This is a genomic window from Streptosporangium sp. NPDC048047 (genome assembly GCF_040653115.1).
Classification (GTDB): domain Bacteria; phylum Actinomycetota; class Actinomycetes; order Streptosporangiales; family Streptosporangiaceae; genus Streptosporangium.
The window spans coordinates 1-23,980 of sequence record NZ_JBEZNH010000032.1 but is presented as its reverse complement, the minus strand read 5'-3'; the positions used below and the strand labels follow the sequence as shown (position 1 = coordinate 23,980).

The 23,980-nt window shown below is 75.4% G+C and carries 20 protein-coding genes and 2 riboswitches; of the genes, 7 read left to right on the top strand and 13 right to left on the bottom strand.

What is annotated here, in order from left to right:
• Positions 1-3: 3 nt before the first annotated feature.
• From cbiE to AB0D67_RS24730, 3 genes are read left to right on the top strand one after another with little or no spacing between them, the layout of a single operon-like run.
• Positions 4-1,443 (top strand): precorrin-6y C5,15-methyltransferase (decarboxylating) subunit CbiE, encoded by a 1,440-nt coding sequence (cbiE, locus tag AB0D67_RS24740; RefSeq protein ID WP_362940210.1) that lies wholly within the window; start codon positions 4-6, stop codon positions 1,441-1,443.
• A complete protein-coding gene (gene cobM, locus AB0D67_RS24735; RefSeq protein ID WP_362940207.1) occupies positions 1,440-2,183 on the top strand; it encodes a precorrin-4 C(11)-methyltransferase in 744 nt (247 codons plus the stop codon). The genes cbiE and cobM overlap by 4 nt, the downstream gene beginning before the upstream one ends.
• Positions 2,168-2,917, top strand: a complete 750-nt coding sequence (locus AB0D67_RS24730; RefSeq protein ID WP_362940204.1) for a cobalt-precorrin-6A reductase — start codon at positions 2,168-2,170, stop codon at positions 2,915-2,917. Before cobM ends, AB0D67_RS24730 begins: the two co-directional genes overlap by 16 nt.
• 77 nt (positions 2,918-2,994) lie before the next feature.
• Here the strand turns inward: AB0D67_RS24730 and AB0D67_RS24725 are convergent, their stop codons facing one another.
• The 3 genes from AB0D67_RS24725 to AB0D67_RS24715 are packed head-to-tail and all read right to left on the bottom strand — an operon-like array spanning position 2,995 to position 6,217.
• Positions 2,995-4,485, bottom strand: a complete 1,491-nt coding sequence (locus AB0D67_RS24725; RefSeq protein ID WP_362940201.1) for a precorrin-2 C(20)-methyltransferase — start codon at positions 4,483-4,485, stop codon at positions 2,995-2,997.
• Between the two features lie 5 nt (positions 4,486-4,490).
• Positions 4,491-5,111, bottom strand: coding sequence for a precorrin-8X methylmutase (locus AB0D67_RS24720; protein WP_362940198.1), 621 nt, complete (start codon positions 5,109-5,111; stop codon positions 4,491-4,493).
• Positions 5,108-6,217: a precorrin-3B synthase gene (locus tag AB0D67_RS24715; RefSeq protein WP_362940195.1), complete on the bottom strand. Its 1,110-nt coding sequence runs from the start codon at positions 6,215-6,217 to the stop codon at positions 5,108-5,110. The genes AB0D67_RS24720 and AB0D67_RS24715 overlap by 4 nt, the downstream gene beginning before the upstream one ends.
• Before the next feature lie 240 nt (positions 6,218-6,457).
• Positions 6,458-6,577: riboswitch (cobalamin riboswitch) on the top strand.
• A 53-nt stretch (positions 6,578-6,630) separates the two neighbouring features.
• Here AB0D67_RS24715 and cobN point away from each other — a divergent pair.
• Positions 6,631-10,344 carry a cobaltochelatase subunit CobN gene (gene cobN / locus AB0D67_RS24710; protein ID WP_362940193.1) on the top strand — a complete coding sequence of 1,238 codons (3,714 nt, stop codon included), beginning with the start codon at positions 6,631-6,633 and terminating at the stop codon, positions 10,342-10,344.
• On the opposite strand, the gene AB0D67_RS24705 is transcribed toward cobN, so the two are convergent.
• From AB0D67_RS24705 to AB0D67_RS24665, 9 genes are all read right to left on the bottom strand, one after another.
• Entirely contained in the window at positions 10,299-11,684 is a 1,386-nt protein-coding gene (locus tag AB0D67_RS24705) for a cobyrinate a,c-diamide synthase (protein WP_362940412.1), read from the bottom strand. The genes cobN and AB0D67_RS24705 overlap by 46 nt on opposite strands.
• 8 nt (positions 11,685-11,692) lie before the next feature.
• Positions 11,693-12,289 (bottom strand): cob(I)yrinic acid a,c-diamide adenosyltransferase, encoded by a 597-nt coding sequence (gene cobO / locus AB0D67_RS24700; protein WP_362940191.1) that lies wholly within the window; start codon positions 12,287-12,289, stop codon positions 11,693-11,695.
• Position 12,290: 1 nt separating this feature from the next.
• Entirely contained in the window at positions 12,291-14,387 is a 2,097-nt protein-coding gene (locus tag AB0D67_RS24695; RefSeq protein ID WP_362940188.1) for a magnesium chelatase subunit D family protein, read from the bottom strand.
• Complete coding sequence (locus AB0D67_RS24690) at positions 14,384-15,016, bottom strand: histidine phosphatase family protein (RefSeq protein ID WP_362940185.1); 633 nt, start codon at positions 15,014-15,016, stop codon at positions 14,384-14,386. The genes AB0D67_RS24695 and AB0D67_RS24690 overlap by 4 nt, the downstream gene beginning before the upstream one ends.
• Before the next feature lie 5 nt (positions 15,017-15,021).
• Positions 15,022-15,810, bottom strand: coding sequence for a CbtA family protein (locus tag AB0D67_RS24685; protein WP_362940182.1), 789 nt, complete (start codon positions 15,808-15,810; stop codon positions 15,022-15,024).
• 8 nt (positions 15,811-15,818) lie between these two features.
• Positions 15,819-16,010: a CbtB-domain containing protein gene (locus AB0D67_RS24680; RefSeq protein WP_362940179.1), complete on the bottom strand. Its 192-nt coding sequence runs from the start codon at positions 16,008-16,010 to the stop codon at positions 15,819-15,821.
• Positions 16,011-16,012: 2 nt separating this feature from the next.
• Positions 16,013-16,160, bottom strand: a riboswitch (adenosylcobalamin (AdoCbl) riboswitch).
• Positions 16,161-16,196: 36 nt separating this feature from the next.
• Complete coding sequence (locus AB0D67_RS24675; RefSeq protein WP_362940176.1) at positions 16,197-17,141, bottom strand: ribose-phosphate pyrophosphokinase; 945 nt, start codon at positions 17,139-17,141, stop codon at positions 16,197-16,199.
• A gap of 41 nt (positions 17,142-17,182) precedes the next feature.
• Entirely contained in the window at positions 17,183-18,199 is a 1,017-nt protein-coding gene (locus AB0D67_RS24670) for a transglycosylase SLT domain-containing protein (RefSeq protein WP_362940173.1), read from the bottom strand.
• Positions 18,200-18,418: 219 nt separating this feature from the next.
• The gene (locus AB0D67_RS24665) at positions 18,419-19,471 is read right to left on the bottom strand and encodes an ABC transporter substrate-binding protein (protein WP_362940170.1); all 1,053 of its coding nucleotides are present in this window, start codon (positions 19,469-19,471) and stop codon (positions 18,419-18,421) included.
• A 308-nt stretch (positions 19,472-19,779) separates the two neighbouring features.
• Here AB0D67_RS24665 and AB0D67_RS24660 point away from each other — a divergent pair, with 308 nt between their 5' ends.
• From AB0D67_RS24660 to AB0D67_RS24650, 3 genes are all read left to right on the top strand, one after another.
• On the top strand, positions 19,780-20,817 hold the full coding sequence (locus AB0D67_RS24660) for an iron ABC transporter permease (protein WP_362940167.1): 1,038 nt from the start codon (positions 19,780-19,782) through the stop codon (positions 20,815-20,817).
• A gap of 260 nt (positions 20,818-21,077) precedes the next feature.
• Complete coding sequence (locus AB0D67_RS24655) at positions 21,078-22,070, top strand: iron chelate uptake ABC transporter family permease subunit (RefSeq protein WP_362940164.1); 993 nt, start codon at positions 21,078-21,080, stop codon at positions 22,068-22,070.
• Between the two features lie 172 nt (positions 22,071-22,242).
• Positions 22,243-22,962, top strand: coding sequence for a (2Fe-2S)-binding protein (locus AB0D67_RS24650; protein ID WP_362940161.1), 720 nt, complete (start codon positions 22,243-22,245; stop codon positions 22,960-22,962).
• A 67-nt stretch (positions 22,963-23,029) separates the two neighbouring features.
• On the opposite strand, the gene AB0D67_RS24645 is transcribed toward AB0D67_RS24650, so the two are convergent.
• The coding region (locus AB0D67_RS24645; protein WP_362940158.1) for an RNA-guided endonuclease TnpB family protein at positions 23,030-23,980 on the bottom strand (951 nt) is incomplete at its 5' end.

The window sequence follows — 23,980 nt, the reverse complement described above, 5'->3', positions numbered from 1 at the left end:
CAGGTGAACCTGGTCGGCCGCGGCCCGGACGACGCCGGGAATTCGGGTCACGCGCGCGCCGGGCGGCGTGTGGCCGGCACCGGACGGCATGTGGCCGGTTCCGGGCGACGTGTGATCACCGTCGTGGGCATCGGCGCCGACGGCTGGGACGGGCTCGTCCCCGCATCTCGCCGCGCGGTGGAGACCGCCGACGTCGTGGTCGGCAGCGCCCGCCAGCTCGCCCTGGTGCCCGAGACGGGCGCGGAGCGCGTCCCGCTGCCCTCGCCGCTTCTGCCGAACCTCCCCGGCCTGCTGGACTCGCTGCTGGACCCACCGCCGGGCTCACCACCGGGCTCACCGCCGGACCCGTCATCGGGCCCGCCGCCGGAACGGGTCGTATGCGTGCTGGCCAGCGGCGACCCGATGTTCCACGGGATCGGCTCCACGCTGGTCCGGCTGCTCGGGGCCGAGCGGGTCCGGGTGCTGCCGCACGTGTCGTCGGTGTCGCTGGCCTGCGCCCGGCTGGGCTGGCCGATGGAGAACGTCGAGGTCGTCAACCTCGTCGGCCGCCCGCCCGCCGCACTCCGCGCCGCCCTGCAGCCCGGCCGCCGCGTCCTGGTGCTGGGCGGCTCCACCGCCGTCGTCGGCGACACGCTGGACGAGGCCGGGTACGGCCCGAGCCGGGTCGTCGTCCTGTCCGACCTGGGCGCGCCGACGGAGACGGTGGTCGCCGAGAGCGACCCGAGGACGGCCGGAAGCGGCCCGCGGACGATCGGGGACGACCCCCGGACGGCCGGGGACGACCCGCGGACGACCGGGAACGGTCCGCGGACGACCGGAAGCGATCTGAGGGTGATCGCGATCGACTGCGTGGCCGCGCCCGGGTCGCGGCCGCTCGCCCGGGTGCCGGGCCTGCCCGACGACGCCTTCGAACACGACGGCCAGCTGACCAAGCGCGAGGTCCGCGCGGTGAGCCTGTCGCGGCTCGCGCCCTTCCCCGGCGAGCTGCTGTGGGACGTCGGCGCGGGCGCGGGCAGCGTCGCGATCGAGTGGATGCGCGCCCACCCGTCCTGCCGGGCGGTCGCCGTGGAGAGCCGTCCCGAACGGGCCGCCCGCGTCCGGCGCAACGCCGACGCCCTCGGCGTGCCCGCCCTGCGGGTGGTCGAGGGCGCCGCGCCCGCCGCGCTGGACGGGCTGCCCCGCCCCGACGCGGTCTTCGTCGGCGGCGGCGTCACCGTTCCCGGCCTCGTCGAGGCGTGCTGGGCCGCGCTGCCTCCGGGCGGCCGGCTGGTGGCCAACGCCGTCACGCTGGAGTCCGAGGCGGTGGTCGCGGGCTGGTACGGCAGGCTCGGCGGCGACCTCGTGCGCCTGGCCGTACAGCGCGCCTCGCCCGTCGGGGGCTTCACCGGCTGGCGCGCGGCGATGCCCGTCACCGTCTGGTCCGTCAGGAAGGACACCCCATGACCGTGTACTTCATCGGCGCCGGTCCCGGCGCGGCCGACCTGATCACCGTACGGGGGCTGCGTGTCCTCCAGAAGGCCCCGGTCTGCGTGTACGCGGGCTCCCTGGTGCCGCGCGAGCTGCTCGACGCCTGCCCGCCCGGGGCCCGGCTCGTCGACAGCGCCGGCCTCACCCTCGACGAGATCGTCGAGGAGCTCGCCTGTGGCCGGGACGTGGCCCGGCTGCACTCGGGCGACCCGTCGATCTTCAGCGCGGTGGCCGAGCAGATGCGCAGGCTCGACGAGCTCGGCGTGCCGTACGAGGTGGTGCCCGGCGTGCCCGCCTTCGCCGCGGCGGCCGCCTCCCTGCGGCGGGAGCTGACTGTCCCGGGGGTCGCCCAGACGGTCGTCCTCACCAGGACCTCGGCCAGGGCCACCCCGATGCCGCCCGGCGAGGACCTGGCGACGCTGGGCGCCAGCCGCGCCACGATGGTGCTGCACCTGGCCGTCCAGCGCATCGACGCCGTCGTGGCGGAGCTGCTGCCGAACTACGGCGGGGACTGCCCGGTCGCCGTGGTCGCCTACGCGGGCCGCGAGAACGAGGTCATCCTGCGCGGCACGCTGTCCGGCATCGCCGGGCAGGTGAAGGAGGCGGGGATCAGGCGCACCGCGGTGATCGTCGTGGGCCGGGCGCTCACGGCGAGCCGGTTCCCGGACAGCCACCTCTACAGCGCCGAGCGGGACCGCGCGTGCGGCGCGTCCTGATCCTCGGCGGCACCGCGGAGGCCCGCGCCCTGGCCGGAGAGCTGACCGCGTGTGGCGTGCGCGTCGTCTCCTCGCTGGCGGGCCGGGTCTCCGACCCGCGCCTGCCCGTCGGGGAGGTCCGCGAGGGCGGCTTCGGCGGCCCCGATGGGCTGGCGGCCTGGCTGCGCGCCGAGCGGATCGACGCGGTGGTGGACGCGACCCACCCCTTCGCGGCCAGGATGACCGCGTCGGCGGCGGAGGCCGCCGACCGCACGGGCGTCCCCCTGCTGATCCTGCGGCGGCCCGGCTGGCACGAGGAGCCGGGGGACGCCTGGCTGCGGGTGCCCACGCTGGAGGGGGCCGCCGGGCTGATCGGCGCGGGTGACCGGGTGTTCCTCACCACCGGCCGCCGCAGCCTGCCGGTCTTCACGCGTCTGTCCGACGCGTGGTTCCTGGCGAGGTCCGTGGACCCGCCGGAGCCGCCGGTTCCGGACAACGTCCACGTGATCCTCAGCCGCGGTCCGTACACGGTGGAGGGCGAGCTGGCCCTCATCCGCGACCACCGGCTCGGCGTCCTCGTCACCAAGGACAGCGGCGGCTCCATGACCACCGCGAAGCTCGTCGCCGCGCGGCGGGCCGGCCTCCGGGTGGTCATGGTGGACCGGCCGCCGCCACCGCCGGGCCGGCTCCACGTCGCCACCGTGGCCGAGGCCGCGGACTGGGCCCGGGGACGGCGGCGCGGACCGCGACCGTGAGCCGGACCCGGAGACGACGACGCGGACCGCGACCGTGAGCCGGGGACGGCGGCGCGGCGTGTGGCCGCGAGCCGGGCTCAGGGATAGCGGCGCGGCGTGTAGACCGCGCCCGTCCCGGTGACGCGGGTGGTGGAGGAGCCGACGATGAGCAGGCAGCGCATGTCCACCGCGGCCGGGTCCAGCTCGCCGAGCGAGGTGACGGTGACGCTCTCGTCGGGGCCGCCGACGGCGCGGCCGATCACCACCGGGGTATCCGGATCACGGTGCTCCAGCAGCAGGTCACGGGCGGCGGACAGCTGCCACGTACGGCTGCGCGAGGCCGGGTTGTAGATCGCCAGCACCAGGTCGGCCCGCGCGGCGGCGGACAGGCGCTCGGCGACCACCTCCCACGGCTTGAGGATGTCGGACAGCGAGATCACGCAGTGGTCGTGCCCGAGCGGCGCGCCCGCCCTGGCCGCGACCGCCTGGGCGGCCGTCAGCCCCGGCACCACCCGCACCGGCACGTCCGGGAAGCCGGCCGCGGCCTCCAGGACCGCGCTGGCCATGGCGAACACCCCCGGGTCACCCGAGGAGACCACCGCGACGCGGCGTCCCTCACCGGCCAGTTCCAGGGCGTGCCGGGCCCGCTCCGCCTCCACCCGGTTGTCGGTTCGGTGCCGCCGCTGGCGCGGGTTCGGCTCGACCCGGTCCACGTAGGGCCCGTACCCGACCAGGTCGGTGGCGGTCGCCAGCGCGTCCTGGGCCTCCGGCGTGAGCCAGGGCCGCCCGGCCGGGCCGAGCCCGATCACGACGACCTCCCCGGCCGCGGTGCCGGGGACCGGATCCGGCACGGGTTGCGGCACGAAGGCGCGCTCCGCCGGGCTGCTCAGCAGCGCCAGGGAGAAGTACGGCACCCCCTCGGGGTCCACGTCTTTGAGCGGCGCGACCCGCTCGCCGCCCATCGTGGCCCGCTCGACGTACCAGGCGTCGTCGAGCCGTCCGGCCTCGGCGAAGGCGTCGCGCACCTTGGCGAAGGAGCGTCCCAGCTTCATGACGGCCGCCGAGTCCGTGCCGCGCAGCCGTTCGGCCAGCTCCTCGCCCGGCAGCGTGCCGGGCAGCACGGTCAGCACCTCGTCGCGCTCCACGAGCGGGCGGCCGAGCACCGCCGACGCGGCGCTGACCGAGGTGACGCCCGGCACCACCTCGGTCGGGTAGCGGTGCGCCAGCCGCTTGTGCATGTGCATGTAGGAGCCGTAGAAGAGCGGGTCGCCCTCGCTCAGCACCACCACGGTCCGCCCCGCGTCGAGGTGCGCGGCGAGCCGGGCCGCGCACTCGGCGTAGAAGTCGTCGAGCGCTCCCTGGTAGCCGCCCGGATGGCCGGTGGTCTCCGTGGTCAGCGGGTACTGCAGCGCCTCCTCGATCTGCCCCTCCCGCAGGTACGGCCGGGCGATGGACCGGGCGATGCTGCGCCCGTGCCGCGCGGCGTGGTAGGCGACCACGTCCGCCTCGCCGATCAGCCGGGCTGTCTTGACGGTGACCAGTTCGGGGTCGCCGGGCCCGAGGCCGACGCCGTACAGGCGTCCCGACATGTGACTCACTCCGTTTCGCTCGCGATGGCGTTGACCGCCGCCGCCGTCATCGCACTGCCGCCGCGGCGGCCGTGCACCACCAGGTGTTCGAGGTCGCTGTCGGCCAGCGCCCGCTTGGACTCGGCCGCGCCGACGAAGCCGACCGGGATCCCCAGCACCGCCGCCGGGCGTCCCGCCCCCTCGGCGACCAGCTCCAGCAGGCGGAACAGCGCCGTGGGCGCGTTGCCGATCGCGACCACGGAGCCCTCCAGCCGGTCCCGCCACAGCTCCAGGGCGGCGGCGCTGCGCGTGGTGCCCAGGCGTTCGGCCAGCTCCGGGACGCGCGGGTCGCCGAGCGTGCAGACGACCTCGTTGCCCGCGGGGAGACGGCGGCGCGTCACGCCGGAGGCGACCATCATGGCGTCGCAGAGCACGGGCGCGCCCGTGCGCAGCGCCCGCTCGGCCCGGACGACCGCCCCGGGCGACCAGTCCAGGTCGCGCACCAGGTCGGTCATGCCGCAGGCATGGATCATCCGTACCGCCACCCGGGCGACCTCGGGCGGCAGGCCGTCCAGGTCGCTCTCGGCGCGGATCGTGGCGAACGACAGCCGGTAGATCTCGGCGCCGTCGCGTATGTAGTCGGTCACTGATGCCTTTCCTCGTATCCGTCGGCGGTGGCGACCATCCGCACGACCCGGCCGGGCGGCAGCCCGCACTGCCGCTCGCAGCCCGCCCAGTGCACGGGCAGCTCCGTGTGACGCCGGGGCACCCAGCGTGCGGCGTCGGCCCGCACGTCGGCCAGGGCCTTGGCGCATCCGGGCCGTCCCGCGCAGGCGGTCACGCCCGTCCAGGGGGAGTCCGGGTCGGTGATGAGCCCGGCCGCCTCCAGCGCGCCGCCGACGCCGGGGCGGTCCGCGACGAAGACGGTACGGCGGGGCGACAGCCGCACCTCGGCGTCGGGGGGTCCGGTGACCCGCCCGGCGGGGCCGGGGTGCGCGACGGGCCACCCGGGCATCGGCGGCGCCGGAGGCCGCTCGGCGGGACCGGTGCGTGCCGGGGTCCGCTCGGTGAAGCGGGCGGGCGTCGAAGCCCGCTCGGCGAGGCCGGCGAGCGCCAGGGCCTGTTCGGGAGTGAGACGGCCCAGCGGCACCAGTGCCTCCACCAGTCCGGCGGGCCGCTCCGGAGGGAGGGGCGGCCGGTACGCGCCCGCCGTCCCGCCCAGCTCGGCGGCGATCCTCGCCGGGCCGTCCGCCAGCTCGGAGACGCGCCACTCGTCGGTACGCAGCCGCAGGAAGGCCGCCGCCGCCTCCAGCAGGCCGTCGACCGTGCCCGGCACGCCGTCCACCTCGTACCCGGCCAGCAGCAGCCGGCCGTCGACGGAGGCCGCGTCGACGGGCAGCCCGGTGCCGCCCAGCGCGAAAAGGAACCGGCCGGGCAGCCCGGCCAGTTCCGGCCGGGCGCACAGGGACCGGTCCAGCTCGGCCACGAGCGCGCCGGCCACCGACGGCGCGGCGACGATGTTGCGCACCCGCTCGTGCGTGTCCGAGGGCCGCAGCCCGGCCTCCGCGATCCGCGCGGCGAAGGCGGCGGGGTCGCGCAGGCCCCGCACCTGCACGTTGGCTCGCGAGGTCAGCTCGATCACCCCGGAGCCGAGGTCGCGGGCGCAGCGGGCCAGCTCCCGCAGCTGCGGCGTGGTGAGGATGCCGCCCGGCGTGCGCACCCGGGCCAGCGGACCGTCGGCGGCCTGGTGCACCTGGACCGTCCCCGGGCAGGCGTCGGGACGTGCTCGCCCACCGGGACGCGCCCGTCTGTCAGGGCGTGGCGGTCCGTCAGGGCGTGGCGGTCCGTCAAGGCGTGGCGGTCCGTCAAGGCGTGGCGGTCCGTCAAGGCGTGGCGGCTCGTCCGGGCGGGTCCGTCCGGTGCGGCCGTCCGGGGGGAAGTCGTGGATGGTCATGGCGGATCTCCCGTCATAGGCTTGCCGGAGGCGAAGGTCAGGAGGAAGCCGGTGTGAGTCCGGCGCGGTCCCGCCACTGTCACCGGGGAGCGAACCCCACCGCAGGCCACTGTCACAGGGAAGGCCGGGGTGAGCGTCGATCCGGGAGCCAGGAGACTCCGGCCGCCGCGACACCCGCGACCGGGGCGAGGACCCCGAGGGAGGACATCCCCGTGCCCACAGTCCTTTTGCTGTCGACGTCCGACACCGACCTGCTGAGCGCGAGGGCCAGCGGCGCCGGCTACCGGCTCGGCAACCCCGCCAGGCTCCTGGCCGACGACGTCCCCGGCCTCGTGGAGGGCGCCGACCTGGTCGTGGTGCGCCTGCTGGGCGGGCGCCGCGCCTGGGAGGAGGGCCTCGACGCGCTGCTGGCCGGGCCCCGGCCGGTCGTCGTCCTGGGCGGCGAGCAGGCCCCCGACGCCGAACTGATGGAGCTGTCCACCGTCAGCGGCGGCGTCTGCGCGCAGGCGCACTCCTACCTGGCCCACGGAGGCCCCGCCAACCTGGCCGAGCTGCACGCCTTCCTGACCGACACCGTGCTGCTGACCGGCCGGGGCTTCGAACCGCCCCTGCCGGCCCCGGCCTGGGGTCCGCTGGAGCGCGAGGCGGCGGACACGACCGGTCCGGTGATCGGGGTGCTCTACTACCGGGCCCACCACATGGCGGGCAACACCGCCTTCGTCGAGTCCCTGTGCCGGGCCGTCGAGGCCGCGGGCGGCCGGGCGCTCCCGGTCTTCTGCTCCTCGCTCCGCACGGCGGAGCCCGGCCTGCTCGAAACGCTGCGCCGGGCCGACGCGCTGGTCGTCACCGTGCTGGCGGCGGGCGGCTCCAACCCGGCGGCGGCCGGCGCGGGCGGCGACGACGGGGCCTGGGACGTCGGCGCGCTCGCCCGGCTCGACGTCCCGATCCTGCAGGGTCTCTGCCTGACGAGCAGCCGGAAGGCGTGGGAGGAGAACGACGACGGCCTCTCCCCGCTGGACGCGGCCTCGCAGGTGGCGATCCCGGAGTTCGACGGCCGGATCATCACCGTGCCGTTCTCCTTCAAGGAGATCGACCCCGACGGCCTGACCGTCTACGTCGCCGACCCCGAGCGGGCCGCCCGGGTGGCCGGCATCGCCGTACGGCACGGCCTGCTGCGCCGTACCCCGCCCGCCGGGCGTCGCCTGGTGGTGATGCTGTCGGCCTACCCGACCAAGCACTCGCGCGTCGGCAACGCCGTCGGCCTCGACACCCCCGCCAGCACCGTGCGCCTGCTCGCCCGCCTCGCCGAGGCGGGCTACGACCTGGGCGAGGGGTTCCCGGGGGTGGCCGAACAGGACGGCGACGCGCTGATCCACGCCCTGATCGCCGCCGGGGGCCAGGACCCCGACTGGCTGAGCGAGGAGCAGCTCGCGGGCAACCCGATCCGCATCGCCGCCGCCGACTACGCGGAGTGGTACGCCACCCTTCCCGGGGACCTGCGCGAGGGGATGGAGCGCCACTGGGGGCCGCCCCCCGGTGAGCTGTTCGTGCACGAGGGCGACATCGTGCTGGCCGCGCTGCGCTCCGGGAACGTGGTCGTGATGGTGCAGCCGCCGCGCGGCTTCGGTGAGAACCCGATCGCGATCTACCACGACCCCGACCTGCCGCCGAGTCACCACTACCTGGCGGCCTACCGCTGGCTGTCGTCGTCCTTCGGCGCGCACGCCATGGTGCACGTCGGCAAGCACGGCAACCTGGAATGGCTGCCGGGCAAGTCCGCGGGCATGTCCGCCTCCTGCGGCACCGACGCCGCGCTCGGCGACCTGCCGCTCATCTATCCGTTCCTGGTCAACGACCCGGGCGAGGGCACCCAGGCCAAGCGGCGGGCGCACGCCGTCCTGGTCGACCACCTGGTGCCGCCCATGGCCAGGGCCGAGACCTACGGCGACATCGCCCGGCTGGAGCAGCTGCTCGACGAGCACGCCTCCATCGCCGCCATGGACCCGGCCAAGCTCCCCGCCGTCAGGGCGCAGATCTGGACGCTGATCCAGGCGGCCAGGCTCGACCACGACCTGGGCCTGACCGACCGGCCGCACGACGCCGAGTTCGACGACTTCCTGCTGCACGTCGACGGCTGGCTCTGCGAGGTCAAGGACGCGCAGATCCGCGACGGCCTCCACGTGCTCGGCCAGGCCCCCGAGGGCCCGGCGCGGGTGGACCTGGTGCTGGCGATGCTGCGCGCCCGGCAGATGTGGGCGGGCGCGCGGACGCTGCCCGGCCTGCGCGAGGCGCTCGGGCTCGCCGAGGACGGCAGCGCCGCGCTGGGTGAGGTGGACCGCGTCGAGGCGGTGGCCAGGACGCTCGTCGAGACGATGGAGGAGCGCGGCTGGCACCCGGCCGCCGCCGCCGAGGTGGCGCGCGCCGTGCTCGGATCCGCCGACGTCCTGTCCACCGGCTCCACCGCCGCCGGGACCGCGGGCGGCGGCACCGCGAATGCCGGAGCCGCGGGCGTCGGCACCGCGGGCGTCGGGAGCGTGGACGCCGGGAGCGTGGACGCCGGGGCCGGGGACCGCGTCCCGCTCGTCACCCGCGTCCTGGAGTTCGCGGCCACCGAGGTCGTGCCCCGGCTGAGCCGTACGACGGACGAGATCGACCATGTGCTGCACGCCCTCGACGGCGGCTATGTGCCCGCCGGGCCCAGCGGTTCGCCGCTGCGCGGCCTGGTCAACGTGCTGCCGACCGGGCGCAACTTCTACTCCGTCGATCCGCGCGCGGTGCCCAGCAGGCTCGCCTGGGAGACCGGGCAGGCCATGGCCGACTCGCTGCTTGAGCGCTACCGCGCCGACCACGGCGAGTGGCCGCGCTCGGTGGGCCTGTCGGTGTGGGGCACCAGCGCCATGCGCACGGCGGGCGACGACGTGGCCGAGGTCCTCGCCCTGCTCGGCGTACGGCCCCGGTGGGACGAGGCGTCCAGGCGCGTCACCGGTCTGGAACCGGTTCCGCTGGAGGAGCTGGGCCGTCCCCGGATCGACGTGACGGTGCGCATCAGCGGCTTCTTCCGCGACGCCTTCCCGCACGTGGTCGTCCTGATCGACGACGCCGTACGGCTCGTCGCCGGGCTGGAGGAGGACGACGAGGACAACCACGTGCGCGCCCACGTACGCGCCGAGGGCCACGGCGACGAGCGCCGCGCCACGCTGCGCGTCTTCGGCTCGGCGCCGGGGGCGTACGGCGCCGGGCTGCTGCCGCTGATCGACAGCCGCAACTGGCGCGACGACGCCGACCTGGCCGAGGTCTACGCCGTGTGGGGCGGCTACGCCTACGGCCGCGACCTGGACGGCGTGCCCGCGCGTCCCGCCATGGAGAGCGCCTACCGCCGCATCGCGGTCGCCGCCAAGAACATCGACACCCGTGAGCACGACATCGCCGACTCCGACGACTACTTCCAGTACCACGGCGGCATGATCGCCACCGTGCGGGCGCTGACCGGCAGGGCTCCGGCAGCCTACGTGGGCGACAGCACCAGGCCCGAGGCCGTCCGCACCCGGACCCTCTCGGAGGAGACGTCGCGGATCTTCCGCGCCCGCGTGGTCAACCCCCGGTGGCTGGCCGCGATGCGGCGCCACGGCTACAAGGGGGCCTTCGAGCTGGCCGCGACCGTGGACTACCTGTTCGGCTACGACGCCACCACCGGGGTCATGGCCGACTGGATGTACGACAGGCTCGCCGAGACCTACGTGCTCGACCCGGAGAACCAGGCGTTCATGGCGCGGTCCAACCCCTGGGCGCTGCACGGCGTCGCCGAGCGCCTGCTGGAGGCCGCCGAGCGGGGCATGTGGGAGCATCCGGACCCGGACATCCTGCGTGGTCTCCAAGAGGTCTACCTCAAAACCGAGGGCGACCTGGAGGACGACACCAGCCGCTGAGCCGCCTCCGGCGCGCCCGCCCAGTGCAGGTGCAGGTAGGAGGCGGTCAGGAGGGCGTCGCCGTAGCCGTCGGCGCCGCCCTCCCAGCGGAACAGCGGCTCGCCGGGCGGGTCCACGGCGGTCCGGTGGAACTCGTGGCCGCGGTAGCGCTCGCCCGGACGCGTCAGCAGGGACGGCCCGGCCACGGCCTCCCGGTAGCCGAGGGTCAGCCTGGGCGTCATCCGCGCGCCGGCCGGGACGCGCCCGCACATGCGCCTGCCGTCGAGCTCCTCGCACAGGTAGAGCAGCCCGGCGCACTCGGCGGCGATCGGCCCGCCGAAGGCCGCGACCTCGCGGCGCAGCGCCTCGTTGGCCGCGAGCTCGGACGCGTAGACCTCGGGGAAGCCGCCGCCGATGACGAGGGCTCCGGTCCCCTCGGGCAGGCGCTCGTCGCGCAGCGGGTCGAACACGGCCACCTCCGCCCCGGCTGCGCGCAGCAACTCCACGTGCTCGGTGTAACCGAAGGTGAAGGCGGCCCCACCGGCGACGGCGACGACCGGCCCGGACCGCGGGCCCCGCGCGGCGGCCGGTCCCGCGCCCCATCCGGCCGCCGGGGTCGTGGCCACGGAGCCCGCCGCTTCCGGGACGCCGGCCGGTTCCGGCGGCGTCCATGCCGGGCCGGGCAGCGGGGGCGCGCTCGCGGCCAGCCGTACCAGCGCGTCGAGGTCGCAGGAGGCGGCGACGAGCCCGCCCAGCCGGGCGACCGCGGCGGCCGCCTCCCCCGCGCGTTCGGCCGCGGGAACGAGTCCGAGGTGGCGGGACGGCGTCTCGACGGCGTCGTCGCGCCGGAGCGCACCCAGTACGGGCGCCACGCCGGCCAGCGCCGCCCGGCACATCTCCTCGTGCCGGGCGGAGCCGACCCGGTTGAGGATCACACCGCCCACCCGCACCCGCGGGTCGAAGGTGGCGAAGCCGTGCACGAGCGCCGCGACGGACCGGCTCCGCCCCGCCACGTCCACGACCAGGACCACCGGCGCGTCCAGGAGCCGGGCGACGTGCGCCGTCGAGGCGAAGTCCGTGCCGCCCCGGCCGTCGAACAGCCCCATGACCCCCTCGACGACGGCCAGGTCGGCGTCGCGGGCACCGTGCCGGAACAGCGGCGCGATCCGCTCCTCTCCCACCAGCCACGGATCGAGGTTGCGTCCCGGGCGCCCGCTGGCCAGGGCGTGGTAGCCGGGATCGATGTAGTCGGGGCCCACCTTGTGGGGCGAGACCCGCAGGCCCCGGCTCCGCAGCGCGGCCATCAGGCCGGTGGCCACCGTCGTCTTGCCGCCGCCCGAGGCGGGCGCGGCGACGACCAGCCGGGGCACTACCACTCGATGCCCTTCTGCCCTTTCTGCCCGGCGTCCATGGGATGGCGGACCTTGCCCATCTCGGTCACCAGGTCGGCGGCCTCGACCAGTCGTTGCGGGGCGTCCCTGCCGGTGATCACGACGTGCTGCGCGTCCGGCCTGCCGGTGAGCGTCTCCACCACGTCGTCGAGGTCCAGCCAGCCCCATTTGAGCGGGTAGGTGAACTCGTCCAGCACGTAGAAGCGGTAGGTCTCGGCCGCCAGGTCGCGTTTGATCTGCGCCCAGCCCTCGCGGGCGTCGTCGGAGTGGTCGGCGCCCGGCCGCTGGATCCACGACCAGCCCTCGCCCATCTTGTGCCACGCCACCGTGCCGCCCTCGCCGCTGTCGCCCAGGACCCGCAGCGCGCGTTCCTCGCCCACCCGCCACCTGGCGGACTTCACGAACTGGAACACCCCGACCGGCCAGCCCTGGTTCCAGGCGCGCAGCGCCATCCCGAAGGCCGCGGTGGACTTGCCCTTGCCCGGTCCGGTGTGGACCATCAGCAGCGGCCGGTTGCGCCGCTGCCTGGTGGTCAGGCCGTCGTCCGGCACGACGTCCGGCTTTCCCTGGGGCATCTCACACCGCCTTCCGGTGGTCGCGGACCACCGATCCGAGGTCCTCCAGCGGTACGGCGGGCGCGCCCAGCAGGGCCGCCAGCCGCCGCGCCAGACCGAGCCTGACCGGACCGCTCTCGCAGTCGACGACCACGCTCGCCACGCCCCGCAGTGATCCGGCGGCGCGCTCCACGTCCCCTCCCGCGGTCGCCCGCCCGTCGGTGACCAGGACCAGCAGCGGACGGCGCGCGGGATCGCGCACGCCCTCCAGGCGCAGCACCTCCGCGGCCTTCGCCAGCCCCGCGGCCAGCGGGGTGCGGCCCCCGGTCGGAAGCGTCCGCAACCGGGCCGCACCCGCCTCCACGGACGACGTCGGCGGCAGGTCCAGCCGGGCCGAGCCGCCCCGGAAGGTGACCAGGCCGACCTTGTCCCGGCGCTGGTAGGCGTCCAGCAGCAGGCTCAGCACGGCGGTCTTCACCGCGGTCATGCGTTTCCTCGCGGCCATCGAGCCGCTGGCGTCGACCACGAACAGGACGAGGTTGCCCTCCTTGCCCTCGCGGACCTTCTCCCGCAGGTCGCCCGCGCGCAGCACCAGCCCGGCCGACCGCCGTCCCCGCCGTGCCTGGTGCGGGGCCGCGGCCAGCAGGGTCGCGGGCACGTGCAGGTCACGGGCCCCGCCCTCCGGCAGGCGGGAGCCGGTGCTCCGGCCCCGCCCGGTGCGGGCCCGCGAGCGGCGTCCGGCGGCGCCCTCGCCCACGCCGGGTACGGCCAGCAGGCGCACCCGGTACGGCGCGGCGGCGCCGGCCGTTTCCAGGGAAGGGCGTCCGGGACCCGGGACGACCGGTTCCGAGCCGGGTTCGGCCTGTGCCGGGCTCTGAGAGGCCCGTCCCGGATCCGTCGCGGACGGGTCCGGACCCGGTGCGGCCGGTTCAGGACCTCGATCAGCCGGTTCCGGTCCCCGGCCGGCGGACTCCCCCCGGCCTTCCGGGTCGCCCGGACCGGGTTCGGGACGCCTTCCCGGCTCCTCCGGGCCGCCGCGCGGGCCGGTCTCCGGAGGCGTTCCCCCCGGCGGTCCGGGGGGCGGCTCGTCGTCGTCCCCGGAGGTCCGTTCCAGCACCTCCTCCAGCCTGTCCTCATCCAGTCCCGGCGCGTCGAACGGGTCGCGCCGCCGCCGGTGCGGCAGGGCCAGCCGCGCCGCGGCCCGGACGTCCTCCACCTCCACACCCGTCCGGCCGTGCCAGGCCGCGTGCGCGATCGCGGCGTGGGCGGTGACCAGATCGGCGCGCAGGCCGTCCACCTCGAACTCCGCGCAGACGGCCGTGATCTGCCGCAGCCGGGCGTCGGGCAGGCGGACCGAGGCGAGCAGCCCGCGCGCCGCGGCGATCCGCCCCGCCAGCTCCGCCTCCCGCCCGGCCCACCGCTCGGCGAATCCGGTGGGCGAGGACTCGAAGGCGAGCCTGCGGCGGACCACCTCGGCCCGTTCGTCCGGATCGCGCGACGCCCTCACCTCGACGGTCAGCCCGAACCGGTCGAGCAGCTGCGGCCGCAGCTCGCCCTCCTCCGGGTTCATGGTGCCGACCAGCAGGAAGCGGGCCGCGTGCCGTACCGACACCGACTCGCGCTCGACGTAGCAGGTCCCCAGGGCGGCCGCGTCGAGCAGCAGGTCGACCAGGTGGTCGTGGAGCAGGTTGACCTCGTCGACGTAGAGCACCCCGCGGTGCGCGGCCGCCAGCAGGCCCGGCTCGAACGCCTTCACCCCTTCGGTGAGCGCCCGTTCGAGGTCCAGCGAGCCGACCAGCCGGTCCTCCGAGGCGCCGACCGGCAGCTCCACGAGCGACGCCGCCCGCCGTACCCGCTCCGTGTCCGGAGCGTCCGGAGCGTGCGGGCCGTCGGGGCAGCCGGGGTCGGGCGCGGCCGGGTCGCAGGCGAAGCGGCAGCCGCGGACGACGTCGACGGCCGGAAGCTGGGCCGCCAGGGCCCGCACGATCGTCGACTTGGCGGTGCCCTTCTCACCGCGCACCAGCACCCCGCCCACCCGTGGGGAGACGGCGTTGAGGATCAGCGCCAGCTTGAGGTCGTCGAGGCCGACCACGGCGCTGAAGGGATAGGTGACGGTCACGTGACGACCTTCCGGTTGACGTGGGCGACGCGCCAGCCGCCGCGTACGGGGACGAGTTCGGTGGTCGAGAGCGGCGCCACGTCGAACCGCGCGGTCGCCGCCGGGCCGAGGCCGAGCGCGTGGCCCAGCGCCGCCCTGATGACCCCGACGTCGCAGATGACGACGGCGTCGGCCGCGGCGGCGTCGAGCCACCGGGACACCCGGGCGGCGAGACGGGCCAGGCTCTCCCCGCCGTGCGGGGCCGCCTCCGGGTCGCCGAGCCACGCGGCGAGACCGCCCGGCTCCGCCTCGGCGACCCGCGCGTACGGCAGGCCGCGCCAGCGACCGGCGTCCGCCTCGGCGAGCTCCGGCGCGTCGAGCGCCTCGCACCCGAGGGCGGCGGCGGTCTGCCGCGCGGCCGTGACCGGCGCGACCCAGGCCGTGGCCGCCCCCGTCACGACCGCGCCGACCCCGGCCGTCATCGAGGCGGGGCCCGGCCTTCCGGCCTCACACGGGCTTTCCGGCCAGCGCAGGCTCACCGCTCCGCGCAGGCTCGCGGCCTTCCTCAGGCTCGCCGCGTCGGCGGGCTCGTCCGTCGGGAAGCACGCCGAACGCGTGCCGGGCGTGCCGGCCTGGCGGAGGAACAGCATCCCGTTCAGCCGCTCGACGCGGCCGGCGAGAGCGCGGACCGCCCCGCCACCCGGTCACTGACCCAGCCGAACAGCACGCCGAAGGCCGTCCAGAAGACGAGTTGCGTGCCCAGCGAGACCAGCCGGAAGTCCCACAGCAGCGAGGCGGGGAACCCGCCGGGAACCTCGTCGACCTCCGGCAGCAGCAGCCACGCCGCGACGACGGGCACCAGGAACGCGACACCGGCCGCCACCCGGCGCTGCCACGGTCCGGCGGTGACCCTTCTGGCGGTGGCCACCGCCACGGCCACGGCCGCCAGCCCGACGATGATCATTACCACGTACAGGGCCGTCCGGCTGTTGATCGTCTCGGGGTCGCCCACCGCCGGTGGGTTGGCCGGATATTTCAGGAAAGGCACGAGAATGACCGCGACGAACGCCGTCGCCGCCGCGGCGAGCGCCAGCGCGCCGTCACCGCGGGGCCCGAACCGGCCGCGCAGGCCGGCGAACACGAGGGCGAACACCCCGCCCGCGGCCAGGCCGTACAGCCCGGTCGCGAGGAAGAGCCCGGCCTTCTGCACGGGCCGGCTGACGACGGCCCCCTCACCGTGGTCGTGTCCCGCCGCCCCGGCATGGTCGTGACCGGCCTCCCCGGCGGACGCGGGCCCGCTTCCGGGTCCGGCCGCCGCCGCGGCCTCCTCCAGGGCGATGGCGGCGTCCACACGCGGCTCTCCGAGGACGAAGGCGAACGCGCCCGCGACGAATCCGGCCAGGAGCCCCACGAGCAGGCCCCTGACCAACAGGGTGCGGATCATTTCCGCCCCTAGTGACAGGGCACGCCGAGCAGGTGCCGCCCGTCGTGCATGAGTTCGTGAAGGAACGTGCCGGTCTGCGAGATCGCGCCGTTGTCCATCAGAACCAGGTAGGCGATCAGCAGCAGCACCGGTACGGCCAGCAACAGCCAGGGGCGCAGGCGCGGCAGGGGTATCGCGGAAGGAGCGGAGATATCGCTCATCAGTGCCTCCTCAGGGATGACGCGTCCCGGTCAGTGAGGTCACGATCGCCCGAGCGACCTGGCTCCCGGGATCTCAGTCCCGGATACAGTGGCGCGTCCGCACCGGCATCTCACCGGATTTCCCTCGGACAACCGTGAAATCTACCGGAACGTATATCTTTCCCCCGATAACGTCAACAGCCGCGATCAGGAGGCGTCGAACAGGGCGCTGACCGACTCGCCGTCGTGGATGCGGCGCATGGCCTCGGCGAACGCCGGGGCGACCGACAGGACGCGCAGCTTGGACCCGGGCGCGGCCTCGGGGACCGGCACGGTGTCGGTGCAGACGATCTCCTCGACCTCGGGCCGGCCGCCGATCCGGTCCACGGCCCCGGCGGCGAAGAGGCCGTGCGTGCAGGCCACCCGCACCGAGCCGGCCCCGAGGTCGCGGAGCCGGTCGAGCAGTTCGAGCACGGTCGTCCCCCGCGCGATCTCGTCGTCCACGACGATGACGTCCCGGCCCGCGACGTCGCCGATCACCGAGCCGATGACGACGCGGTCGTCGCTGAGCCGCTGCTTGGCGCCCATCGCGACGCCGACGCCCAGGAGCCGGGCGAAGGCCGCGGCCTGCTTGGCGTAGCCGAGGTCGGGGGAGACGGCGACCGTGTTCGACAGGTCGTACCGGCGGAAGTACGCCGCCAGCTCGCGCAGGGCGTGCAGATGGTCCACCGGGACGCTGAAGAAGCCGTGCACCTGCGGGGAGTGCAGCGCCATCGTGAGCACCCGGTCCGCCCCCGCGGTCACCAGCAGGTCGGCGACCAGGCGTCCCCCGATGGAGATGCGCGGGGCGTCCTTCTTGTCCGACCGGGCGTAGGCGTAGTGCGACATCACCACGGTCGTCCGGGCCGCCGAGGCCCCCCGGGCGGCGTCCAGCATCAGGAGCAGCTCGACGAGGTTCTCCTGGACCGGCGGGACGAGGGGCTGGATGATGAAGACGTCCCGCTCCCTGCAGTTGGCCTGCAGCTGCGCCTCCAGGCAGTCGTTGGCGAAGCGGGTGACCCGGACCGGGTGCAGCGACGTCCCGAGGTGGGAGCAGATGCCGGCGGCCAGCCGGGGGTGGGCGCCGCCGCCGAACACGGTGATGTCTCGCACTGACCCGCTCCTCGTCCGCTTCCAGACCCGGTGGCGCCGGGTCAGGGGCCGCTGATGCGGCGCTCGCCCTTCGTGGTGATGACGAACACCTGCCAGTTGTAGTACGCGTAGTAGTTGCGCGGATCCCGCTTCATCTGGCGGGCGTGCAGCAGGATGGCGTCGACGTACGCCGTGGAGTGGTTGTAGGCGTACAGCGCCCGCCGGTAGTCGCGGGGCGCGCCCGAGGCGTGGAGGTAGTTGGCGGCGGCCATGACGGCGTCCCCGGGGTCGTGGATGTCGCCGCCCATGCCGTACGCCTTCCACGTGCCCGGCATGAACTGCATCGGGCCCTTCGCCCCCACGTAGCTCGGCGAGCGCACCCGGCCGAACTTCGTCTCGGCGAACATCACCGACGCCAGGACCTCCCACTCGACGCCGAACCGGCGCTCGGCCTTCTTGAAGTGGCCGAGGAGGGCGGAGGCGGCCGGCGGCTCCTCGATGCGGAACTTCGAGGCGTCCTTGACCGGGTGGGCCAGCGCCAGCAGCCCGCGGATGGCGGTCGTGTTGTCGCGGGCCTCGGCGGCGAGCCGGGCCGGCAGCCGGGCGAAGGCGCGGGAGGCCACGCCGGGGTTGCGGGCGGTGAAGCGGTAGATCCGCTGCTGGTACAGCGCCTCCAGCACGACCGCCCGCGGCGGGCGGCCCTTCGCGGTCCCGCCACCGGTCCCGCCGGTCCCTCCGCCGGTCCAGTCGTCGACGGCGCCGTGGAGCCGCCGCGTGGTGGTCTCCAGCGCCCTGGCGAGCTTCGCCGGGTCCCGGGGGATCGGCTCGCCGGGGGCGGGCAGGGCCGCCTCGTCCGGTGACCCGGACGGCGTCGCCGCCCGTCCCCCCGCCTCCCCTCCGGACGGCGAGGGCTGCGGGGCCGGCGGGGTTCGCTCCGCGGCGGACGTCTGAGTGGACGGGGCCACCGCGGCCGTGCCCGCGGGGTCCGTGCCGCAGGCGGCGAGCGCGGCGACGGCGAGCAGCGCGGCCCAGGGTGCGAGGCGCGCCCGGCGCCGGCCGATCTCCGTACCGCTGTCCATGACGGACAAACTACCGTCACCGGGTCGATGGATCACGGAAACCCGGCGGACGGCCCGGCGCGCCGCAGGCCGGGCGTCCCGGACCGCGTACGGCGGGCGTCCCGGACCGCGTACGGCGGGCGTCCCGGGTGCCCGCGGGCGCGCCGGACCGCCCCGGCCGGACGCCGTGGCCGGACGGCCGGGCTTCCCGGTGCTCCGCCGTACGGATGCCCGCGCGGGTCAGCGGACCTTCTCGGCCTCGCCCACGGACTTGGCCAGGTTCTCCAGCAGGGGAGCGGCGCCCGCGTACGAGAAGCGGGGCACGGTGTCCCAGGAGGCGACCTGACCCGCCTTCACCGCGGGCAGCCGGGTCCACGCGGGCTTGGAGGCGAGGTCCGGGGGTTGCAGGGCGGTGGAGCGGTTGTCGAGCAGGATCAGGTCCGCGTCGTACTTGTCGGCGTTCTCCCAGCTCAGACTCTCGTAGTAGCCGCCGGTGTCGGTCTTCTCCGGGCGGACGACGTCGACCCCGAGTTCGGCGAAGTACATCAGGTCGGTGTTGACCTCGGGGTTGGAGACGTACATCAGGTCGGGGCTTCCGGAGACGGCCATGACCTTGATCCCGGAGTTCTCCGCCGCCGCGCGGCGCAGCGACTCGGCGGCGGCCTCGAAGCGGGCCTTGGCGGCGATGACCTCCGGTGCGCCGAGGTCGGCGCCGAGCGACGCGGCGAGCTCGGCGTACCGCTCGATCGGCTCGGGGAGGGGGACCCGCGCGACCGTTATGGCGACGCTGGGCGCGAGCTTCAGGATCTTGTCCTTGCTCTCGTCCGGGACGTACCAGAGGGCGCCGGGGTCGTACATGTGCGTGACCAGCAGGCCGGGACGCAGCGCGGCGTACTTCTCGATGTCGAACTCGCCCCAGGCGTTGCCGAGGATCTCCAGCTCGCCCACGTCCAGGGAGCCGGCCTGCGGGTCGGGCGTGCCGTCCTTGCGGACGGTCTCGCCGAAGACGCCGACGATCTTCTGGGAGAGTCCGAAGTCGGCGAGGGCCGCCGCCGTACCGGTGAAGGCGACGACGCGTGAGGGGGCCGCGGCGGCGGTGACCGCCTGCTTCCGGTCGTCGGTGAAGGACCACGATCCGCCCGCGGCGCCGTCTCCGGTTCCGGAGGGCGCGGCGGACGAGGGCTTCCCGTCGTTCCCGCCGCAGGCGCCGAGCAGGACGCCCAGGGCGGCTGCGCCGCCCGCGGTGAGGAGCCCGCGGCGGGACATTCGGGGGACGACCCCGGGGTTGGGCATGATCCGGCCTTCTCTCGTGAGTTCGGTTAGGCTAACCTAAAGGAGATTTTGGTTAGGTTAACCTAACCTGACCGGAGGGGACACCGCACCGGCCCCCGAGGAACGCCGCACCCGCCCTGCCCACCGTCCCCGCCGTCCCCGTCGCACCGGAGCCCGCCCTGCCTGTCACCGAACCCGCCGAGGTCCCGCCGGCCGCGTCCACCGGGCCGGCCGGGTCCGCCGCGCCCGCCGGTTCCGCGGGGTCCGCTGTGCCCGCCGGGTCCACCGGGTCGGCCGGTTCCGCCGGGTCCGTCACGACGGACCGGCGGGTGGCCCGGAGGCGCGCGCCCGGAACCGGGAAGGGAGCCCGGAACGGGACCGGGAACGCGGCGCGGGCCGCCGGCCTGGCAGGCGCCGCCCTCGTGCTGCTCGCCGTACTGGTGCTCAGCGTCGGGTTCGGCGCGAGGCAGCTCTCCCCGTCCGAGGTGTGGCAGGGGCTCGTGGCCGGAGACTCGGCGGCGTCCACCGTGGTGCACGGGATGCGCCTGCCGCGCACCCTGCTCGGCCTGCTCGCCGGAGCCGCCCTGGGTACGGCCGGCGGCCTGATGCAGGCGCTGACCCGCAACCCGCTCGCCGACCCCGGACTGCTGGGGGTGAACGCCGGCGCCTCGGCCGCGGTGGCCACGGCAGCCGGTTTCCTCGGGGTCGCCACGTTCGACGGCTACGTGTGGTTCGCGCTGGCCGGAGCCGCGGCCGTCGCGGTGCTCATCCACACGGTCGGCGGCGGGCGCGGGGCGACCCCGGCCCGGCTGGCGCTGGCCGGCGCCGCCCTCAACGCCACGCTCTACTCCTACGTGAGCGCGGTGATGCTGCTGGACAGCGGCTCGCTGGAGCGGATGCGCATGTGGACGGTCGGCTCGCTGGCCGGCGCGCAGCCCGTGACCGTCGCCAAGGTGCTGCCGTTCATCGGCGCGGGCCTGCTGCTCGCCCTGGCCCTGGCCCGTCCGCTCGGCACCCTCTCGCTCGGCGACGACACCGCCCGCGCGCTGGGCGTCCGCCCCGCGCGGATCCGCACGGTCTCGATCGTGGCGGTCACGCTGCTGTGCGGGGCCGCCACCGCGGCCTGCGGGCCGATCGTCTTCGTGGGACTCATCGTCCCCCACCTGGTACGGGCGGTGACCGGCCCGGATCTGCGCTGGCTGCTGCCGTACTGCGCGGTGCTCGCGCCGGTGCTGCTGCTCGGCGCGGACGTCCTCGGCCGGGTGGTGGCCCGGCCCGGCGAGCTGCAGGCCGGCATCGTGACCGCGGTGCTGGGCGGCCCGTTCTTCCTGTACCTCATCCGCCGGACCAGGACGGCGCAGCTGTGATCCCCGCCCGTTCCGCGCGCGGCGGCTCCGCGAACGACCCGCGACCGGCCGGGGACGCCTCCGCAGTTGCCCCATATCCGGCCGGAGGTGACTCCGCGGCGAGCCCGCGAACGTCCTATGACGGCTCCGCGGCGGTCCTGCGAACGCCCTCAGATGACTCCGCGACGGCCCCGCGAACGGCTCGTGGCGGCTCCGCCATCGGCTCGCACCCGGTCCGGAGCGGTTCGGCGGCCGTCCTGCGGTTCCCGGGGGACCGCTCGGTGGCCTTCCGGCCGCGGGCCCTGGTCGCGGGCGTCTGCTGGGCGCTGCTGGCGCTCGCCGCCGCCGCGCTCACCCTCGGCGGCGGTGACGACCCGATGACCCCGCCCGACGTCCTGCGGATCCTCACCGGGGGCGGCACGCCCGCCGAGGACTTCATCGTCAACGAGCTCCGGCTGCCCCGCCTGGTGACCGCCCTGCTCGTCGGCGCCTCCCTGGCCCTGGCCGGAGCCCTCCTCCAGTCGCTCGTGCGCAACCCGCTCGGCAGCCCCGACCTGCTCGGCCTCACCCAGGGCGCCAGTGCGGGGGCGCTGCTCGCGGTCGTCGCGGGCGGCGGCAGCGTGGCGCTCGCGGCCGGGGCGGCCGCCGGGGGCGTCGCCACCGGGGCCGTACTGCTCGCCCTGACCTGGCGCAACGGCGTGCACGGGCACCGCCTCGTACTGGCCGGCATCGGCGCCGCCGCCATCCTCACCGGCGTCAACGGCTACCTGATGACCCGGGCCCAGCTCATGGAGGCGGCGCGCGCCCTGCTGTGGATCACCGGCAGCCTGGACGGCCGGGGCTGGAGGGACGCCCTTCCGCTGCTCGTCGCCATGGCCGTGCTGGTCCCGGTGGCGCTCGGCTGCGCGCGGGCTCTGGCGGTCGCCGAGATGGGCGACGACGTGGCGCTCGGCCTCGGCGTACGGCTCGGCGCGCTGCGCCTGACCCTGTCGGCGGCGGCCGTGCTGCTCGCCTCCTTCGCGGCGGCCGCCGCCGGGCCGGTGGCCTTCGTGGCGCTCACCGCGCCCCAGCTCGCCAGGCGGACCACCCGTACGGCGGGCCCCGGCCCGCTCGCCTCGATGGTCGCGGGCGCGGCCCTGCTGCTCTGCGCAGACTGGGCCGCACAACGACTGTTCGCCGATCGTCAGCTCCCGGTCGGCGTGCTGACCGGCCTGCTCGGCGGCGGCTACCTCGTCTGGCTGCTCACCGCCAGGCGGAGAGCAGGCCGTATATGACCATTTTTCAGCTTTTAAGACGGAATGATGTATATCCCACGGGGGAGGACCGATGCCGCTGACCGCTCCGCCGGAGCCCCGGACGTCGCACGAGGGAGGTACGGTTCCGCCGGCCGCCCTGTCCGACCACCCGGCGCCACACGGGGGAGGGACACCGCCGCTTGAGGGAGGCATGATCCCGCTGCCCGCCCTGTCGGAGCACCTCCGCGAACTGGCCGGCGAGCGGGGAGGCGTCCTGGGGGTCCTGCCCGGCCTGGTGGCCGACGACTCCCCGGGATGGATCCCCGTCCCCGAGCTGACGCGGGAGCCGTACGGGCCGCTGCTCGCCCTGGTGGACGAGACGGCGGAGCGGTGGAGCGCGCCGCGGCACGTCGCCGCGGCCCTGCTGTGGAAGACCTACACCTACTGGCACACCCTGCCGATGGTGCTGGGCTGGGCACTGGAACGCCGCGTGCCGCTGATGCGCCTCGCCGGCACGCTGGTCAGGCCGTCGGACGCCGGGGTGACGATCGCGGCGGCCACGGGGAGCGCGGTGACCGTCGCGGTGCTCCCCGGCGACCCGCTGGCGGGCACCCCCGGGACGGTCATCGTCCCCGGCCTCGCCTCAGCCGTACGGGACGCGCTCCTCGACGGCCAGCACCCCCTGATCCGCGCCCTCTGTACGCAGACCAGGCTCGGTGAGCGCACCCTGTGGGGCTCGACGGCCGAAGCCATCGCCCACCCGCTGCTGCCGCTCGTCCCCCGGGACGACGTGACCCGGCTGCTCGCCGAGATGGGCCCGCCCGTGGACGGCCTGCTCGTCCCGGACGGCGACGGCTACCGCCGCCGCACCTGCTGCCTGTGGATCACCCTCCCGGACGCCGACCCCTGCTCCACCTGCTGCGTCCGATAGCCGTTGCTGATTCCGTAGTCGGATATCAGCAATCCGGGCATTACGTCCCGGAAGGTCCGTCACGGTGTCACCAGAGCGCGGGCTGCGCTTCGGTGTCCTGAGTACGGTCTCGCGGTTCCTTCCGACCACAGGTCGGTTCTGCGCCACCTGCCCGCCCACCCGTGGCCTTGCGGCTGCGGGTGGTGGCGCGGGTCTTGCGGTCGGCTCCACGCGGTTTCGGAGCTTGCGCTCCCTGGTCTCCGGCCACTCCGGTACCAGTGGTGCACCTCGCCGCGAGAGCGGCGAGGTTTCGGGCTGCGTTCTCGTCCCGGTCCATCACAAGGGGGCAGTCGTCGCAGACGAACACTCGAACATGCAGCGGCAGCTTGGCTTTCACCGCGCCGCAGCCCGAGCAGGTCTTCGAGGAGGGATACCAGCGCGACGCCACGACGGTGCGGCCGTGTGCCCACTGACCCTTGTAGGCGAGCTGGCGCCGGATCTCCCCGAACCCGGCGTCAGCGATCTTGCGTGCCAGACGCCGATTGCGGAGCATCCCGGCGACGTTCAGGTCTTCCACCACCACCGTGCCGTACTCGGCGCGAATGCCGGTGGTGAGCTTGTGCAGCGCGTCAGCGCGCAGGTTGCTCACACGGTGGTGCACCCGGTTGCGTTCGGCGTCGGCCTTGAGCCAGCGTCGCGAAGGCATCTGCCCGGCGCGCCGGTCCGGTCCCCGGCGGCGCGACACCCGGCGCGAGGACCGCCTGAGCGTCTTCACCGCGGCGTCGTAGTGCGCCGGGTTCGGCACGTAGCGGATCTTTCCGGCGCTGTCGGCCAGCACCGCCAGCACCTTCACCCCGAGGTCCACCCCCACGGCCACACCGGGCCGGGCCAGGCGGGTGATCTCTCGCTTGACCTCCACCTGGAAGGAGACGAACCAGCGTCCCCGCTCATGGCACACCGTCGCCGACAGGATGCGGGCGGTCCCGTTGCCGAGGCGGCGCTGGAGCTTGCGGGTGGATTCGTGGGTGCGGATGGTGCC